Annotated in this window: 14 protein-coding genes; 4 read left to right on the top strand and 10 right to left on the bottom strand. The window is 67.8% G+C overall.

The genetic code is table 11. The features are described 5' to 3' along the window. Positions 1-37: 37 nt before the first annotated feature. From RCH07_RS09880 to glgC, 4 genes are all read right to left on the bottom strand, one after another. Entirely contained in the window at positions 38-352 is a 315-nt protein-coding gene (locus tag RCH07_RS09880; protein ID WP_326967294.1) for an RDD family protein, read from the bottom strand. A gap of 286 nt (positions 353-638) precedes the next feature. Continuing rightward, positions 639-1,109 (bottom strand): pyridoxamine 5'-phosphate oxidase family protein, encoded by a 471-nt coding sequence (locus RCH07_RS09875; protein ID WP_326967293.1) that lies wholly within the window; start codon positions 1,107-1,109, stop codon positions 639-641. A 104-nt stretch (positions 1,110-1,213) separates the two neighbouring features. Next, positions 1,214-2,665, bottom strand: a complete 1,452-nt coding sequence (locus RCH07_RS09870) for an SDR family oxidoreductase (protein ID WP_326967350.1) — start codon at positions 2,663-2,665, stop codon at positions 1,214-1,216. A gap of 124 nt (positions 2,666-2,789) precedes the next feature. Then, on the bottom strand, positions 2,790-4,205 hold the full coding sequence (gene glgC / locus RCH07_RS09865; protein WP_326967349.1) for a glucose-1-phosphate adenylyltransferase: 1,416 nt from the start codon (positions 4,203-4,205) through the stop codon (positions 2,790-2,792). 96 nt (positions 4,206-4,301) lie between these two features. On the opposite strand from glgC, the gene glgA reads away from it, so the two are divergent. Next, positions 4,302-5,507 (top strand): glycogen synthase, encoded by a 1,206-nt coding sequence (gene glgA / locus RCH07_RS09860; protein ID WP_326967292.1) that lies wholly within the window; start codon positions 4,302-4,304, stop codon positions 5,505-5,507. A gap of 107 nt (positions 5,508-5,614) precedes the next feature. Here glgA and RCH07_RS09855 read toward each other — a convergent pair whose 3' ends face one another. Together RCH07_RS09855 and RCH07_RS09850 are read right to left on the bottom strand one after the other, a co-directional pair. Next, positions 5,615-7,768, bottom strand: a complete 2,154-nt coding sequence (locus tag RCH07_RS09855; protein WP_326967291.1) for an acyl-CoA dehydrogenase family protein — start codon at positions 7,766-7,768, stop codon at positions 5,615-5,617. After that, the gene (locus RCH07_RS09850) at positions 7,765-8,619 is read right to left on the bottom strand and encodes a TetR/AcrR family transcriptional regulator (protein WP_326967290.1); all 855 of its coding nucleotides are present in this window, start codon (positions 8,617-8,619) and stop codon (positions 7,765-7,767) included. The genes RCH07_RS09855 and RCH07_RS09850 overlap by 4 nt, the downstream gene beginning before the upstream one ends. A 61-nt stretch (positions 8,620-8,680) precedes the next feature. Between RCH07_RS09850 and RCH07_RS09845 the strand changes: the two genes are divergently transcribed. The 3 genes from RCH07_RS09845 to RCH07_RS09835 are packed head-to-tail and all read left to right on the top strand — an operon-like array spanning position 8,681 to position 12,336. Then, positions 8,681-10,078: an acetyl-CoA C-acetyltransferase gene (locus RCH07_RS09845; protein ID WP_326967289.1), complete on the top strand. Its 1,398-nt coding sequence runs from the start codon at positions 8,681-8,683 to the stop codon at positions 10,076-10,078. Positions 10,079-10,087: 9 nt separating this feature from the next. Beyond that, positions 10,088-11,428 carry a 3-oxoacyl-ACP reductase gene (locus RCH07_RS09840; RefSeq protein WP_326967288.1) on the top strand — a complete coding sequence of 447 codons (1,341 nt, stop codon included), beginning with the start codon at positions 10,088-10,090 and terminating at the stop codon, positions 11,426-11,428. Next, positions 11,425-12,336, top strand: a complete 912-nt coding sequence (locus RCH07_RS09835) for a MaoC family dehydratase (protein ID WP_326967287.1) — start codon at positions 11,425-11,427, stop codon at positions 12,334-12,336. Before RCH07_RS09840 ends, RCH07_RS09835 begins: the two co-directional genes overlap by 4 nt. A gap of 75 nt (positions 12,337-12,411) precedes the next feature. On the opposite strand, the gene RCH07_RS09830 is transcribed toward RCH07_RS09835, so the two are convergent. The 4 genes from RCH07_RS09830 to RCH07_RS09815 all read right to left on the bottom strand — a co-directional run bounded on the left by RCH07_RS09830 (position 12,412) and on the right by RCH07_RS09815 (position 15,834). Next, on the bottom strand, positions 12,412-13,539 hold the full coding sequence (locus RCH07_RS09830) for an FUSC family protein (protein ID WP_442784803.1): 1,128 nt from the start codon (positions 13,537-13,539) through the stop codon (positions 12,412-12,414). An 82-nt stretch (positions 13,540-13,621) separates the two neighbouring features. Then, complete coding sequence (locus RCH07_RS09825; RefSeq protein WP_326967286.1) at positions 13,622-14,686, bottom strand: glutathione S-transferase family protein; 1,065 nt, start codon at positions 14,684-14,686, stop codon at positions 13,622-13,624. A gap of 9 nt (positions 14,687-14,695) precedes the next feature. After that, on the bottom strand, positions 14,696-15,472 hold the full coding sequence (locus RCH07_RS09820; protein ID WP_326967285.1) for a M50 family metallopeptidase: 777 nt from the start codon (positions 15,470-15,472) through the stop codon (positions 14,696-14,698). Then, positions 15,469-15,834, bottom strand: coding sequence for a TraR/DksA family transcriptional regulator (locus RCH07_RS09815; RefSeq protein ID WP_326967284.1), 366 nt, complete (start codon positions 15,832-15,834; stop codon positions 15,469-15,471). The genes RCH07_RS09820 and RCH07_RS09815 overlap by 4 nt, the downstream gene beginning before the upstream one ends. Positions 15,835-16,008: the final 174 nt, after the last annotated feature.

Raw genomic sequence — 16,008 nt, 5'->3', positions numbered from 1 at the left:
TACGGCTGCATGGCCAATTGTCCAAGGCAAAGCTATCTTAAGGACGTTGCGGCCGAGCGCCCGTGTTCTGGATACGCGGTTGGGGGTTGTATATGGTCACAACGATGAGCCGACGAGCGCGCTTCCCAATCGACGCTTTCCGGGCGCTCGATTCGAGAACAGCCATTCCGACGGTCACCGGGACCACGACAACGAGAGTTGCGACGATATTCAGTGCCAAGACTGACAGCCCACCGGTATAGCTGCTGAGGAACAAAGGCACCGCCACGGCGGCGGTAATCGCCAGCCATCCCAGGACGAGCAGCCAATCAACGAGCCATGCTGCCAGCCGGTTCCACGGGTGTTGATTCACGATTGCGAGTCTATCGCTCGCCTAACCGACTACCGTCCCGTCAAATGCTCTGGCGACACCACTGGTTAGATCCGAACAATGGAGCCGCTGAAAGCCGAAATCAGCACCGATGAGCCCTGAACATTGAACTTCCGTTCCGGCCCGTCTCCGCCCCGATTTCGGGGACAGCGATCGACAAGTCGCCGCGGGGCCGGACTGATCGGGCGTCCGGCCCAGGGCCGGCGCCCGGCCGCGGTCATCCCATACCAGGTTTTCGGCAAGAGCGCGTGCGCGCTCCCAAGGCCCTCTATTCGAAGGACTGCCGGCGGGGATCCGTGAGCCTGGTCTTCCACAGGTCAGGGTTGTTGACCTTGAACCGGCGCCCGGTCAGCACCCTGGGTGCCACGCGCACATAGAAGTCCTTGTCGCCCGCCTGCCACGGCTCCAGCAGCTTCGCGTCCACAGCGTTCTTATCGTCCTGGCTTTCGATCAGCTCGGCCTCGCCGCGGGCGATAACACTCCACGCCGTCTGCTCGTGGGCGTCATAGCCGTCGATTTCGAAGGCAACCGGCTTGGCCGTCATGGCGCCCCAGAGCTTAGTTCCGCCCGCGGTGCGGAAGGCGATCGCACGGCGTTCCAGGACGAAGTTCACCGGGAAAACCTCCGGATGGCCGTCGACGATCATGGCAATGCGTCCGAGAACTTCGGTGCCCAGCAAGCCCCAGCATTCGTCGATGGTCAGCTCGTAATTCGGCGCAGGCGTCGTCTCTGTATTCATAGACCCACGCTACACGTACCGTCGGGGAACCTCGTCAGGGCCATACGGCCCGAAGACCGGCACGAAGACCGGCACGTAGCGCAGCCTGGCAGCCGGGGGAGGGTCTACCAGGGGCTGGGCCTGTAGTCCTTGAGGAAGAATCCGAACTGGTCTTCACCGGACTCGCCCGCAACGATCGGATCGTACACCCGGGCGGCGCCGTCGACCAGGTCCAGCGGGGCGTGGAAGCCTTCCTCCATAAGGCGAACCTTGGTGTGGTGCGGGCGCTCATCGGTGATCCAGCCGGTGTCGACGGCGGTCATTAGGATGCCGTCCGAGTCCAGCATTTCCTGGGCGCTGGTCCGCGTCATCATGTTCAGCGCAGCCTTGGCCATATTGGTGTGCGGGTGGCCGGGTCCCTTGTAGGCGCGGGAGAATTGGCCTTCCATGGCGCTGACGTTGACGATGTACTTCCGCCGGGCGGCGGAGCGCTTCATGGCCCCCCGGAGCCGGCTGACCAGCAGGAACGGCGCGGTGACGTTGCAGAGCTGGACCTCAAGCATCTCGAGGGGATCGACCTCGTCCACCACCTGCGTCCAGCTGTTGATGGCCGCGAGGTCCGGGACGAGCCCGCCGGCGTCGATGGCCGTGCCGGCGGCGATGCGTTCGAGCGACGCGGAGCCGGTGGACAGGGCGAGCGCGGTGATGGCGTCGCCTGCGAGGACCGGATGCTCCAGCACCGTGCTGGCCAGGGCCAGCGGGTGCTTGTCGTGGGCGTGGCCGAAGGTGACGAGTTCGGGGCCGCCGTTGGCCGGCTGCAGCGTGGCGGGCAGCGGCTCGTCCTCGGCGTCGATGAGGGGCTGATACGCGTTTCCGGAACGGCGAACGGTCTGGGCCGCGTTGTTGATGATGATGTCCAGCGGTCCGGCCGCGTCCAGGGTGTCCGTCAGGGCCATCACCTGGGAGGGATCGCGGAGATCGATGCCGACGATCCGCAGCCGGTGCAGCCAGTCGCCACTGTCTTCCATGGCGGCGAAGCGGCGTACGGCGTCCTTGGGGAAGCGCGTGGTGATGGTGGTGTGGGCCCCGTCGCGAAGCAGGCGCAGCGCGATGTACATGCCAATCTTGGCCCGGCCGCCGGTGAGGAGGGCGCGGCGGCCGCTCAAGTCCGTGCGGGCGTCCCGCTTGCTGTGGCTGAAAGCGGCGCACTCGGGGCACAGCTGGTGGTAGAAGGCGTCCACCTGCGTGTAGTGCTGCTTGCAGATGTAGCAGGGCCGGGACTTGATCAGGTGCCCGGCGATCTCGCCCGTGGCAGAGGTTGCGAGTTTGTTGCCGCGGGTCTCGTCGTCGATCCGGTCCGGGGCCGCCGTCGCGGTCTGGGCCAGCACGGCCCGGTCCGCCTCAGCGATGAGGTCCCGTTTGCTGACCCTGCGGTGCCGTTTGACGGCCTTGAACATCTTGCCGGTGGCGCGGCGCACCAGTACGTAGTCCGGGTGCTCCTCGTCGTAGACGTGGATGCTGTTCAGGACTTTGAGGCAAGCCTCGATTTCCGCTGCGGTTAAGTCCGGCGCGGTCAAATCGGCGGTAGTCAGACCGGAAGGCAGGTCAGAAGGCACATCGGGGGAGCTCATTGCCCCAATTTTACAGCCTGCCGGGGGCCCGGCCCGACGCCGGCGCCCGGCGCTGCCCGGGAGATTGCGTTTAGCCCGCCGGGGCTGACCGCAGGGTTGCGACGCCGACGGCGGCGGCCTGCACTTCTGCGATCTTGTCCACGGACTCCCGCAGGGCCGGCCAGTTTTCTGTGGCGGCCTTGACAGCGTCCGGCACCAGAATCAGGTTGGCGGAGGAAAGGACGCGCTCTGCCTCGCCCGGTTCCGGGACCAGCTGTCCCTTCGAAACAACGGTGATACCGGTGTCGGTGACCTTGAAGCCGCGGGACCGGTCCAGTTCGGCGTCGAGGCCGATGGCCGCATGCGCGGGGACCTTGACGTTTTTGTCGATGATGGCGCGCTTGACGACGGCACCTTCACCGATGGTGACCTTGTCCATCAGCACGGAATCGAGCACCCGGCTGGACGTGCCGACATAGACGTCGTTGGAAAGCACGGAGCCCTCGACGATGCCGCCGGAGATCACTGTCCCGCTGGCAACGATTGAATCCAGGGCCGTGCCGACGGTGTTGCCCACTCCGCGGACGAACTTTGCCGGCGGCGAGATGCTTTGCCGCGTGTAGATCGGCCATTCCGAGTTGTAGAGGTTGAACACGGGCACCGGCGAGATGAGGTCCATGTGCGCGTCGTAGAAGGAGTCGATCGTGCCGACGTCGCGCCAGTACGTCCGGTCTCGATCGGTGGAGCCGGGGATCTCGTTGAGGGTGAAGTCGTAGACGCCGGCTTCGCCTTTGTTGACAAAGTAGGGAATGATGTCCCCGCCCATGTCGTGCTTGGTGTCGAGGCGCTCCGCGTCGACGTGCAGGGCCTCGACGAGGGCGTCGGCGTCGAAGACGTAGTTGCCCATGGAGGCCAGGAACTGGGAGGGATCGGCGGCGAGCCCGGGCGTGGAGGACGGCTTCTCGACGAACGCGCCGATCTTCCGCGGATCGTTGTGGTCCACTTCGATCACGCCGAACTGGTCGGCCATGCTCAGCGGCTGGCGCACGGCGGCGACGGTTGCCTTGGCGCCGCTGGCGACGTGCGAGTCCACCATCTGCGCGAAGTCCATGCGGTAGACGTGGTCGGCACCGACCACGACGACGATGTCCGGGCTGGCGTCCTGGATGAGGTTCAGCGACTGGTAGATGGCGTTGGCACTGCCCAGGAACCAGCTCTTGCCCACCCGCTGCTGCGCCGGAACGGAGGCGATGTAGTTGCCCAGCTGTGTGGACATCCGCCAGGTTTCGGAGATGTGGCGGTCAAGGCTGTGGGATTTGTACTGCGTTAGGACGACGATCTGCAGGTACCGGGAATTGACCAGGTTGGACAGGGCGAAGTCTATGAGCCGGTAACTTCCGGCAAACGGCACTCCGGGTTTGGCCCGGTCCGCCGTCAACGGCATCAGCCGGTTCCCCTCGCCACCCGCGAGGACAATGGCCAGAACGCTTTTATTCGGCATGGTGATCGCTCCTGAACGCCTTTGTTACTCCCCAAAACAGTCCGGCACGCCCGAACGTCTTCACACTAGATCAGTTCCACCGTAACGACTACCTTGGGGTTTGTGCGTATAGACATTGTGACTAAAGAATTCCCGCCCGAAATCTATGGCGGCGCCGGGGTCCATGTGGCCGAGCTCAGCAGGGTGCTGGCCCACCACGTGGATCTGCAGGTGCGTGCGTTCGGCGCGCCCCGTGAATCCTGCTACCACGGAGCGACGGTCACGTCCTACGCGGTGCCGGAGGATCTCGGCGGAGCGAACGCCGCCGTCCAGACCCTGGGCGTGGATCTGCGGATGGCCCCCGACATTGCCGGCGCCGACCTCGTGCATTCGCATACCTGGTATGCCAACATGGCCGGGCACATTGCGTCGCTGCTGCACGGGATTCCCCACGTGCTCAGCGCCCACAGCCTGGAGCCGCTGCGTCCGTGGAAGGCCGAGCAGCTCGGCGGCGGCTACGCCGTTTCCTCGTGGGTGGAAAAGACCGCCTATGAAGCGGCTGCGGCCATCATCGCCGTCTCCGAGGGCATGCGGCAGGACATCCTGCGCAGCTACCCGGAGGTAGACCCGGCCAAGGTCAAGGTGGTGCACAACGGCATCGACGTGAGCCGGTGGAACCGGGACGAGGGGGACGACATCATCCGTGCCCTCGGCATCGATCCGGAGCGGCCGAGCGTCGTCTTCGTGGGCCGGAACACCCGGCAGAAGGGCGTCCCGTACCTGTTGCGGGCCGCCGCCAAGCTTCCGGCCGGGGTCCAGCTGGTCCTGTGCCTCGGTGCCGCGGACACCCCCGAGCTGGCGGCCGAAACGGCGCGCCTGATCGAGGAGCTGCAGGGCCAGCGCAGCGGCGTCATCCTGATCGAGCGGATGCTGCCGCGCAACGAGGTTATCCAGGTGCTCAGCCACGCGACCGCGTTCGCGTGCCCGTCGATTTATGAGCCGCTGGGCATCGTGAACCTTGAGGCCATGGCCTGCGGCGCCGCCGTCGTGGCGAGCGCCACCGGCGGAATCCCCGAAGTCGTCCGGCACGGCGAGACCGGGCTGCTGGTTCCGCTTGAGCAGGTCACGGACGGCACCGGTGTCCCGCTGGATCCGGAGAAGTTCGTCACCGAATTCGCCGCGGCGCTCACCGAGGTGGTGTCCGATCCCCAGCGGGCGCGTGCCATGGGCGAGGCTGGGCGGCGCCGGGCGGAGGAGCACTTCTCCTGGGAGTCCATCACGGAAACCACCCTTGAGGTGTACCGCTCGGTGCTTCCGCACGGTTCCTGAGGCACCTGCGGGAAATAGCGCAAATACGGACGACGACGGCGCCGCCCCGGGTGAGGTGCGGCGCTGTCGTCGTTCTCCCGCCGGTAAAGCGCCGGTGAAGCGGCGGGTCAGCGGCGCGGGGCCGTCTTCGCGGCGCGCGCGATCAGGATCTTCTCGTCCACCGGTGCTTGTCCGCTGGCGCGCTGCCCGCGGAAGTACTCCCGGGCCTCATCCTGCCGGACCTTCTCGGCGCCCGTGGCGATCTCGGCCCGGAGGTGCTCCGGACCGAAGCCGAATGCATCCACGAGGTCCAGGGCGTGCGGACGGATTTTGACCAGGAGCCGGTTGATGTAATCGCCCACTGTGCGGCCGCGCTGCATGGAGAGCCGTCCGTTCATGAGGTACCAGGACAGGTTCTTTTCGATCAGGGACAGCCCGAAAAGGTCCCGCAGCCACGTCAGGACCACCTTGGTCCCCGGATCCGCGACCTTGCCCAGCGCCTCGGTGAACGCCTCCCACTGGAGCAGTTCGGCGTGCGCCTGCGCGGCCTCGATGAGCTCGTTCTGGTGCTTGTTGAAGAGCGCGGCGCCCTGCGCCTGGGGCAGCTTGTTGGCGCCCTTGAGAGCCGAACCCACTTCCGCGACCATGGTCTGGACACGGTCCGTCAGCAGGGTCCGCTGGCTGGCTTCGTCCTTGATCGCGATGGCCGCCTTCTGCACCGAACCGGAGTCCGCCACAAACTGGGCCACGCCGCGCAGCCCGGTGCGGTGGATCGCGGCACCGGCGGCCTGGCCCACCACGTAGCGGGCCAGCACGCCGAAGTTCACTGTCCGGAATTCTTTGGCGTAGTCGGCCAGCAGCCGCTTGGCGACGAGTTGCAGCAGTACGGTGTTGTCGCCTTCGAAGGTCGCGTAGACGTCGAGGTCCGCCCGCAGCGAGGCGAAGCGGTTCTCGATCAGGAATCCCGCCCCGCCACAGGCCTCGCGGCATTCCTGCAGCGTGTCCAGCGCGTGCCAGGTGCTGAGCGGTTTGAGCGCGGCGGCGAGGGTCTCCAGATCCTGCCGGTCCGCGTCGGTGTCGTTACGGCCGGAGAAGACGTCGTCGAACTTCTGCAGCAGCTGTTCGCTCGCGAAGCCCGCGGCATAGGTGGTGGCCAGCCGGGTGAACAGCCGGCGCTGGTGCCGCTGGTAGTCGAGCAGCACTTCCTCGTCCGTCTGCGACGAGGCATTGAACTGCCGGCGTTCGGTGGCGTACTGGATGGCTGTTTTCAGCGCCAGTTTCGAGGCGGTCACGGCGGCGCCGTCGAGCGACACCCGGCCCTGGACCAGGGTGCCGAGCATCGTGAAGAAGCGGCGGCCCGGGCTGGCGATGGAGGAGGTGTAGCTGCCGTCGGCGTCGACGCCGCCGTAGCGGTTCAGCAGGTTGGTGCGCGGGATCCGGACATTGGTGAAGTGCAGCCGGCCGTTGTCGATGCCGTTCAGGCCGCCCTTGACGCCGTCATCCTCGCCGCCGATGCCGGGCAGGAAGTCCTTGGTTCCGGGATCGCGCAGCTCCATGTAGAAAGCGTGGACGCCATGGCTAACTCCCCGGGTGACCAGCTGGGCGAACACGACCGCGGCCAGGCCGTCCACGGCGGCGTTGCCGATGTAGTCCTTCCAGGCGGCCCGGAAGGGGGTGTGGACCACAAACTCCTCGGTCGCCGGGTCATAGGTGGCGGTGGTGGCAATGCTCGCAACGTCCGAGCCGTGGCCGGTTTCCGTCATCGCGAAGCAGCCCGGAATATCCAGGTTCATGATGCCGGGCAGCCACGTCCGGTGGTGTTCTTCGGTGCCCAGGTGGTTTACGGCGGAGCCGAACAGGCCCCACTGGACGCCGGCTTTGATCTGCAGCGAGGGGTCGGCGATGACGAGTTCCTGGAAACCGGCCACGTTTCCGCCGTGTTCGTCGGCGCCGCCGACGGACGCTGGGAAGGCGCGGTGGACGGCGCCGTTCTCCACCAGGATTTTGAGCTGGCCGAAGACGCGCTGCCGGTGATCCGTGTGGCTCAGGCCTTCGGTTTTGTGCAGCTCGGGCCGGCCGGCAAGGGCCCGCGCGACGCGCCGGGTGGCGGCCCATTTGCCGAGGAGCAGTTCGCCGAGGGCCGCGACGTCGACGGCGGGCGCTCCCGCGTCCGTGGCGTCAGACGATGAAGCCACCGACCGGGCGGCCGGATTCGCGTTCGTCGTCGGGTTGGTCGTCGGGTCGATCGCCGGGTCCGCTGCGCGGTCCGCTAGTTCAGTCATGTCGATTCCTTCTTTGGTTCTGACAAGGTTGGCTCTGACGAGGTTGGTTCTGAAGTTGTGGGTCGTTGGGTGCGCTGCGCGGGTTCCGCCGGGTCTTCTGCCACCGCCGGCGCCACGGCGGGCGGGGCGGGCTGGTTCCGGAGCTCGGGGGCGATGCCCAGGCAGAGCCAGTGCGTGATCTGGCACGCCATCGCCGCCTGGTCCGGTCTGGACGGGGAGTCCGGAGTGGCGAGCCACTGCTCGCCGGCGTTCCGGACCAGGCCGATCGCGGCGTTTGGCCAGTAGCCGATTGCCGTTTCGCGGCCGGCCGAGTCGCCGAGGTGGCTCCGCATGGGCCGGGCGATCATGTCGCTGATCGCCGCAAAGAAGTGGCCCAGGGCGCCCGCCGTGGCAATGGACCCGGCGGCGGACCCGGCGGCGCCGTCCGCGCCGGCGGGTGCATACCGGGTGACGAAGGTGTAGACGTTGGGGCTCGTCTCGGCCATCTGCAGATACGCGGAAACCATGGCGAGCAGGCCCTCGCCGGGAGTCTGGGCGCCCTGCACCGCTTCCTGGATGCGCCGCTGCATCTGGCTGAGCACCACTTCACCCACCGCCTGCTGGAGCCCGGCCTTGTCCCCAAAATACCGGTAGAACACCGATTTGGAGGTCCCTGCCGCCGCGGCAATGTCCTCCATCGAGGCTTCGCTGCCCAGCGCGTGGACGGCCTTGCGGGCCGACTTGATGAGCTCCCGACGGCGTTCCTCGCGGTGCGGCTGCCAGCGTGAGGCACGCCCATCGACGGTGCCGCCGGCGGACGCGACGGCGCTGGCCGGGCCACCGCCGGAAGAGTCAGACTGGAGGTTGTTCACGATACCCACCGTATCAGGTACGCTGGGTATCGGTAACCGTTTTGATCAAAGGAGACAGCCCATGTCCGTGAATGGACAGTCCGTACCCGGACCCCAGGAATCGACCCCGACGGCAGGGTCCGCAGGACAGAACACAGGACAGGCCGGAGCTACGGCACTGCCGGCGCTCCGCAGGGCCGTGGTGGTTGGCGGCAACCGCATTCCGTTCGCCCGGACCGGAGGCGCTTACACCAAGTCCTCCAACCGGGACATGCTCACCGCTGCCCTCGACGGGCTGATCTCCCGCTTCGGCCTGCAGGATGAGCGCATCGGCGAAGTTGCCGCGGGCGCCGTGCTCAAGCACTCCCGCGATTTCAATCTGACGCGCGAAGCCGTCCTCGGCTCGGCGCTCTCCGCAGAAACGCCGGCCTACGATCTGCAGCAGGCCTGCGCCACCGGCCTGGAAACGGTGCTCGGCCTCGCCAACAAGATCAAACTCGGCCAGATCGATTCAGCCATTGCCGCCGGCGTCGACTCCGCCTCGGACGCGCCGATCGCCGTGAGCGAGGGCCTCCGTGACGTGCTGCTGGACCTGAACCGCGCCAAGACGCTGCCGCAGCGGTTGCAGATCCTCAGCCGCCTCCGGCCCAAGGACCTCGCGCCCGATGCCCCGAACACCGGCGAGCCCCGGACCGGGCTGTCCATGGGCGAACATCAGGCGCTCACCACTGCGCAGTGGAACGTCACCCGCGAGGCGCAGGACGAACTGGCCTTCAAGAGCCACCGGAACCTCGCCGCCGCCTACGATGCCGGTTTCTTCGACGATCTGCTCACCCCGTACCGCGGCCTCAGCAGGGACTCCAACCTGCGCGCCGACACCAGCCTCGAGAAGCTCGCCACACTCAAGCCCGTTTTCGGCAAGAACCTGGGCGCCGCGGCGACCATGACGGCCGGGAACTCCACGCCGCTCACCGACGGCGCCTCCACCGTGCTGCTGGCCTCGGAGGAATGGGCTGACGCGCACGACCTGCCCAAACTCGCCACCGTCGTCGACGGCGAGGCGGCGGCCGTTGACTTTGTGCACGGCAAGGACGGGCTCCTGATGGCTCCCGCCTTCGCGGTGCCGCGGCTGCTGGCCCGCAACGGGCTGACCCTCGATGACATTGACTACTTTGAGATCCACGAGGCCTTCGCCGGTACCGTGCTGAGCACCCTCGCCGCCTGGGAGGATGAGGAATTCGGCCGCAGCCGTCTCGGCCTCGACGGAGCCTTCGGCAGCGTCGAAGCGTCCAGGTTGAACGTCAACGGATCTTCGCTCGCCGCAGGGCACCCCTTCGCCGCCACCGGCGGACGGATCGTGGCCTCGCTCGCGAAGATGCTGCATGCCAAGGGGCAGATCGACGGACGCCCGGCACGCGGCCTGATCTCCATCTGCGCCGCCGGCGGCCAGGGCGTCGTCGCTATTCTCGAAGCACACTAGGGGGACCGGATGACCGACAAATACACCCAGTTCGTGAGCAGGGGCCTTGGCAAGGACATCGCCAGGAAGCTCGGGCTCCCGCAGCCCGTGGTGCTCCGGCGCCACAAGGCAGGTCAGCCTCTTATCGAGGGGCCGGTGCTGGTCCAGGGCACGGGCAGCGGCGCCGACGAACTCGCCTCGGCCCTGCTGTCCTGGAAGCTGGACGTCCGCCGGCATGCCGTGCCCAGGGAAAAGCTCGGCGCCATCATCCTGGTGCTGGACGAACTGGCCCGTCCCGGGGATCTGGAGCAGCCTGTCCTGACGGCAGCCTCCTCGCTGCGCGACCTGGCGCCCAACGCCCGTGTTATCACCGTGTCCCGCGCCGCCTCGGATTCCGCCGATCCGGCCGTTGCCGCGGCCCGGCAGGGCGTCGACGGACTGCTGCGGTCGCTGGCCAAGGAACTCAGGGCCGGCGCCACCGGCAACGGCATCCTGCTCGCCAACGGCGCGGGCACCACCAGCCCGAGCACCTTGGGCGCGCTGCGCTTCTTCCTCTCCGGCCGCTCCGCGTTCGTGGACGGGCAGTTCCTGACCGTCACGTCCGCTGCCGGGCACTTGCCAGCCGATGCGGACAAGCCGCTGGCAGGCAGGGTCGCCGTCGTGACCGGTGCAGCACGGGGGATCGGCGCCGCGATTGCGCGCACGCTGCACCGCGACGGCGCCACGCTGATCGTCGTGGACATCCCGGCGGCCGGGGACCGCCTGGCAGCGGTCGCCAACGAGGTGCGCGGCACCGCCCTGCAGCTGGACATCAGCCGTGACGACGCCGGCCAGCGGATCATCGACCATGCCGTGGCTCGCCACGGCCGGCTCGACATCGTGATCCACAACGCGGGCATCACCCGCGACAAGCTGCTCGCCAACATGGATGCGGGGCGCTGGAACTCCGTCATCGCCGTGAATATCGCGGCCCAGTTGAGCATCAACGAGGCGCTGCTGGCCTCGGAGCACTTCCGGAACTCGCCGCGGATCGTATCCGTCGCCTCGACCAGCGGCATCGCCGGCAACCGCGGGCAAACCAATTACGCCGCCTCCAAGGGCGGCGTGACGGGCATGGTCCGGGCCACGGCACCGCTTCTGGCCGCGCACGGCGGCTCCATCAACGCCGTCGCCCCCGGCTTCATCGAGACCGAGATGACGGCCCGGATCCCGTTCGCCACCCGCGAGCTGGCCCGCCGGCTCAACTCCCTGCAGCAGGGCGGCCGGCCAGACGACGTCGCCGAGGCCATCGCGTTCCTGGCCAGCGACGCCGCCGGCGGGATCTCCGGTGAGGTGCTGCGGGTCTGCGGGCAGAACCTGGTGGGGGCATGACCCCTTCGCAGCCCGTCATTCTGGGCGAAATGCCGGCGCTCTCCAAGCAGTACGTCAACGCCGCAGCCACCGCTGCGCGGCGCCGGATCCTGGGAACCCACACGGGGACCACGCTTCCGTTATGCAGCCACGAGGTCCGTGGTGTGAAGGCCGGGGCCGGGAACCTCACGGCCTACCAGCACCTGGTCGGGGAAACGGCAAGCGACATCCTCCCGGCCGGTTTCATCCATGCGCTGGCGTTCCCGCTGGCGATGAGTGTGATGAACCGCGATGACTTCCCTCTGCCGCTGCTGGGGATGATCCACCTCGAAAACCACGTGGTCCAGTCCGCACCCGTCCGCTTCACCGATGTGGTGGACATCCGGGCCTGGGCGGAGAACCTGCGCGGCCACCGTTCCGGCACCCAGCTGGACCTCGTGGCCGAGGTACGGGGGGCGGGGGAGGACATGATCCGCTGGCGCGGCGTATCCAGCTACCTGGCCAAAGGCGTGTTCCTGCCCGGAATCGACAAGCCATCGGCACCGTCGACGCCGGTGGACTTCACCGCCCCGGATCCCACTGCGCTCTGGCGGCTGGGGGTGGACACCGGACGGGCCTACGCCGCCGTTTCCGGAGACTTCAACCCTATACACCTGAGCGTGCTCTCGGCCAAAGCCCTGGGGATGCGCCGGTCGATCGCTCACGGCATGTACCTCGCATCAAGGGCGCTGGCCGACGTGGGCGCCGCAAAGGGTGAGACATTCAGCTGGCAGCTCGCCTTTGAGGCGCCGGTGTTCCTGCCCGCGCAGGTGGCCCTGGACATCAGCACTGGCCAGGGCAGCGACGGCGGCTGGCGGCGCTCCGACTATGTCGGCTGGAACCCGAAGTCCGGCCGCAAGCACTTCAGCGGAACGGTTGCCGCGCTGTAGCACCAGACTCGGCTGAATCTCCGACGGCGGCGGCCGCCCCTTTCCCTGGGGCGGCCGCCGTCGTTTCGGGCCCGTTTACGTCCTGGCCCCGCCGGACTTCACAACGCGGAGCATGCGGAGCAGGCTCAGCAGGATGGATTCCACAGCGCTGGGCTCGTCCGTGGTCGCTTCCTCCGCGCCGATGCGGGCCGTCAACTCCTTCACCGCAATGCTGGCCGCGTCCGCCAGCTCCGCCTGGCGTTCCGGACTCTCCTCTTCGATGGCGCGCAGAACGTCGGCCACCGCAGCCATCGCGTCGGCGAGCGGGACGGCATATTCATCCGGTATAACGAATGGTGTGTCCCCGGCCCAGATGACATCCGAGAGGACCTGCGTCACGTCCTGGACGTGGAACGTCACCCGCTCCAGGTCACGGAGGTTCCGGTAGTCCAGCTCCACATCCCGCGGATGGAGCCGTCGCCGGGGGTTGGCCTGCCGGCTGGCATCCGCCTTTTCCACCGCGAGCCGGACAGAGCGGGCCGAGCCTGCGAGCGCCTCGGACCGGCCGGACCAGTCCTCGTGCTCCGGCGGCCAGCTCTCTTTCAACGCTTTGCCCATGTCCCGCATTTGTTGGGCGAGGGCCAGGCGCAACTCCGCGATGCTGAGAGCCGCGGCGTGGAAATGCAGCGGGGGAAACACGAGGAGGTTGACCAGGATGCCCACGGCGACCCCTGCGCCCATCTGGACCAGGTAGCCGAAGGAGAAGCTGTCCGGGTTGTTCCCGCCGACCAGCAGGACTAGGAGGGCCGCCGTCGGGATCCAGTCGCTGCCGGAGCCAATCCGCGGGAGCCCGGCGAGGATGACTCCAAAGCCCATCACGATGGCGACCGACAGCGGAGTGGGGTCCCCAACGCTGACGAGCACAAAGGCCAGGCCGATGCCGATCGCCAGCCCCACCAGCGTCTGGACACCCTGGCGGATGGACCCGGATACGTTCTCGTACATGGCGACGAGGGCGCCGAGTGGAGCGTAGTAGGGGTAGTCGGCCGCGGACCCGGGCATAAACGGGGCGATGAAGAAGGCTATGCCCGCGGCCAATGCCGCCTTCATGGCCAGTTGCAGCCGGGGCCAGAGCAGCGTCGAAGCCACGCCGCCGGTCACGATCCGCCACAGTCTCGCCGCGGGGGGAGGCGGCGATGTGCTGGCGTCCTTTTCATTGCCCATCCCGGCTCACCCTAGGCCGGGGGCGATGTTGCGACAAGTGGACAAACCCCGTCCCTGCCCTCAGCCTGTGCGGGAAAGTGGCTCAGGCCGCCCCGTGCCCCGGAGCCACTTCTTCCCCGGCCCGGACCGGGCCCGGCGGCGTCCCGTCGCCGAAGGGGCGCCCACCGAGGGCTTCGCGGCCGTGCGCGCTTAGCCAGTTCCCGAGCTCCGGCCCCTTCGGCACGATCCCGGTGGGGTTGATGTCCTCATGGACGATGTAGTGGTGCTGTTTGATCTGCACGAAGTCGGTTGTATCGCCGAAGCCGGGGGTCTGGAACAGGTCCCTGGCATATCCCCAGAGCGCCGGCATCTCGCTGAGCTTCTGCCGGTTGCACTTGAAGTGCCCGTGGTAGACGGCGTCGAACCGCGCCAGGGTGGTGAAGAGCCGCACATCGGCCTCGGTGATGGTGTCCCCGACGAGGTACCGCTGGCCGGTGAGGCGTTCCTCCAGCCAGTCCAGCGCAGTCCAGAGCCGTTCATAGGCGGCATCATAGGCCTGCTGGGAGCCGGCGAAGCCGCAGCGGTAGACGCCGTTGTTGACTTCAGTGAAGACCCTCTTGTTGACGGTGTTGATCTCATCCCGCAGGTGCTCCGGGTACAGCTCCGGTGCCCCGGGACGGTGGTACTCGGTCCACTCGGTGGAAAAGTCCAGGGTGATCTGCGGAAAGTTGTTGGTGACCACCTGGCCGCTGCGTACGTCGACGATCGCCGGTACCGTGATGCCGCGGGGGTAGTCCGGGAACCGGAGTAAGTAGGCCGCCTGGATCCGCTCGATGCCCAGCACGGGATCCTTGCCGCCGGGATCCAGGTCAAAGGTCCACGAGCGGGCGTCGTGGGTGGGGCCGGGCTGTCCGAGGGAAATGACGTCCTCGAGACCGAGCAGCCGCCGGACGATCACTGTCCGGTTGGCCCAGGGGCAGGCGCGCGCCGCGATCAGACGGTAGCGGCCCGGTTCCACCGGCCAGCCGGGTTCGCCGTTGCGGCCCGGACCACCGTCCCGGGTGATCCGGTCCTCGATGTAGTTGGTGTCCCGGCTGAACTCCTCGCCGCCGGTGACATAGGCACCCCTCGTGCTGTGGCCGGGGTCATTGGCGTGTGTCTGGCTCATGGTCCCAGCCTATGCCGGGGGAGCGCCCGGTCCCCGCAACGCCGGCCCCGGCAACGGTGCGAAGACTTGGGCCATCGGCTGCCAGGCAAACCACCAGGAAGCCCCCACAACCGCGGCAAAGAGCCCGATCCAGATGACCGCCGGGACTCGGGTAGCCCGGAACAGCAAGTAGGCGTCCGACGTCGGCAATCTGTCCCGGCGCCGCAGATGGACGGCGGCCAGCTTCCCGAGGTCCCGGACGGCGGCGACCAGGAGGGCCAGACCGAGCACGATCATGACGTGGCCGTTGAATTCGGGCGGGACAAAGAGGACCAGCAGCACGGCGGACAGCACCGCGGCCGCGGTGATCAGCACTCCGATCCCGTTGCGGATGAACAGGAACGAGGCCAACAGCACGAGGGTTCCGGCCGACATCGCCGCCGGTCCCCAGCCGTTGAAGCCGCACCAGACCATGGCAGCACCGACGACGGCGGGCACCGGGTAGCCCCAGAACGTGGACCAGACGGCGGCCAGGCGGCGCCGGCTGTACGTGGCGGTGGTGCCGGAGTGGTCCAGGCTGAGCCGGATCCCGCCGAGGCGCTGGCCCGTCATCAGCGCGGCGAAGGCGTGGCCCAGTTCGTGGGTCACGGTGGCCAGCAGTCCGAAATACCGCCAGGTGACGCGGGGGAGGGAGAGTGCGACGGCGAGGAGGACCACCAGGGCGAGTTCGGTGCCGGTGACGTGCGGGACGGGGCCCTGCGCGGATCCGGCGATGATCCGGTCCCACCAGGTCCCGGCGGCGTTCATGCTTTCCTGCCGGCAGCACCCGGGGTGTGCCGGATGCAGTACGGCGTCCAGGGCCTGGCCTCAAGCCGGCCCGCCGGGATCTCCTCGCCGCAGTCCTGGCAGATCCCGTAGCTGCCGTCCCGGATGCGGGCCAGTGCGGCCTCGACCTGCGCCAGGCCGGCCCTGCTTTGCTCCAGCAGCGCCGAGGCCTGCGAGAGTTCGAAGGCGATCGTGGCACCCTCGGGATCGTGTTCGTCGTCGACGTTGGAGTCCTGCCGGGCCGCGGTCACCGAGGTGATGTCCTGGCGGAGGGCGGGCAGGAGGGCAAGTTTCCGTTGGCGCTCCTCGAGCAGGAGAATCCGGAAACGTTCGACGTCGACCATAGGCTGCAAGGCTAGCGCGGATCGCACACGGTGCACACCACGGGACGGGGCACACCACGGGACGGGCACACGCCTGCGTCTAGGTGCGTGGGTCATTAGTCGGGTAGCGGCGGGTTCTCGATTTTGGGTTTAAATCGCCGGGCCGGTTCCCGGGATTCGGCAGGGTCTCTGGGA

This window comes from Arthrobacter sp. CG_A4 (assembly GCF_035985125.1).
In the GTDB taxonomy this organism is placed as follows: domain Bacteria; phylum Actinomycetota; class Actinomycetes; order Actinomycetales; family Micrococcaceae; genus Arthrobacter.
The sequence above is the reverse complement of the archived record's forward strand: the minus strand, read 5'-3'. Positions and strand labels throughout refer to the sequence as shown.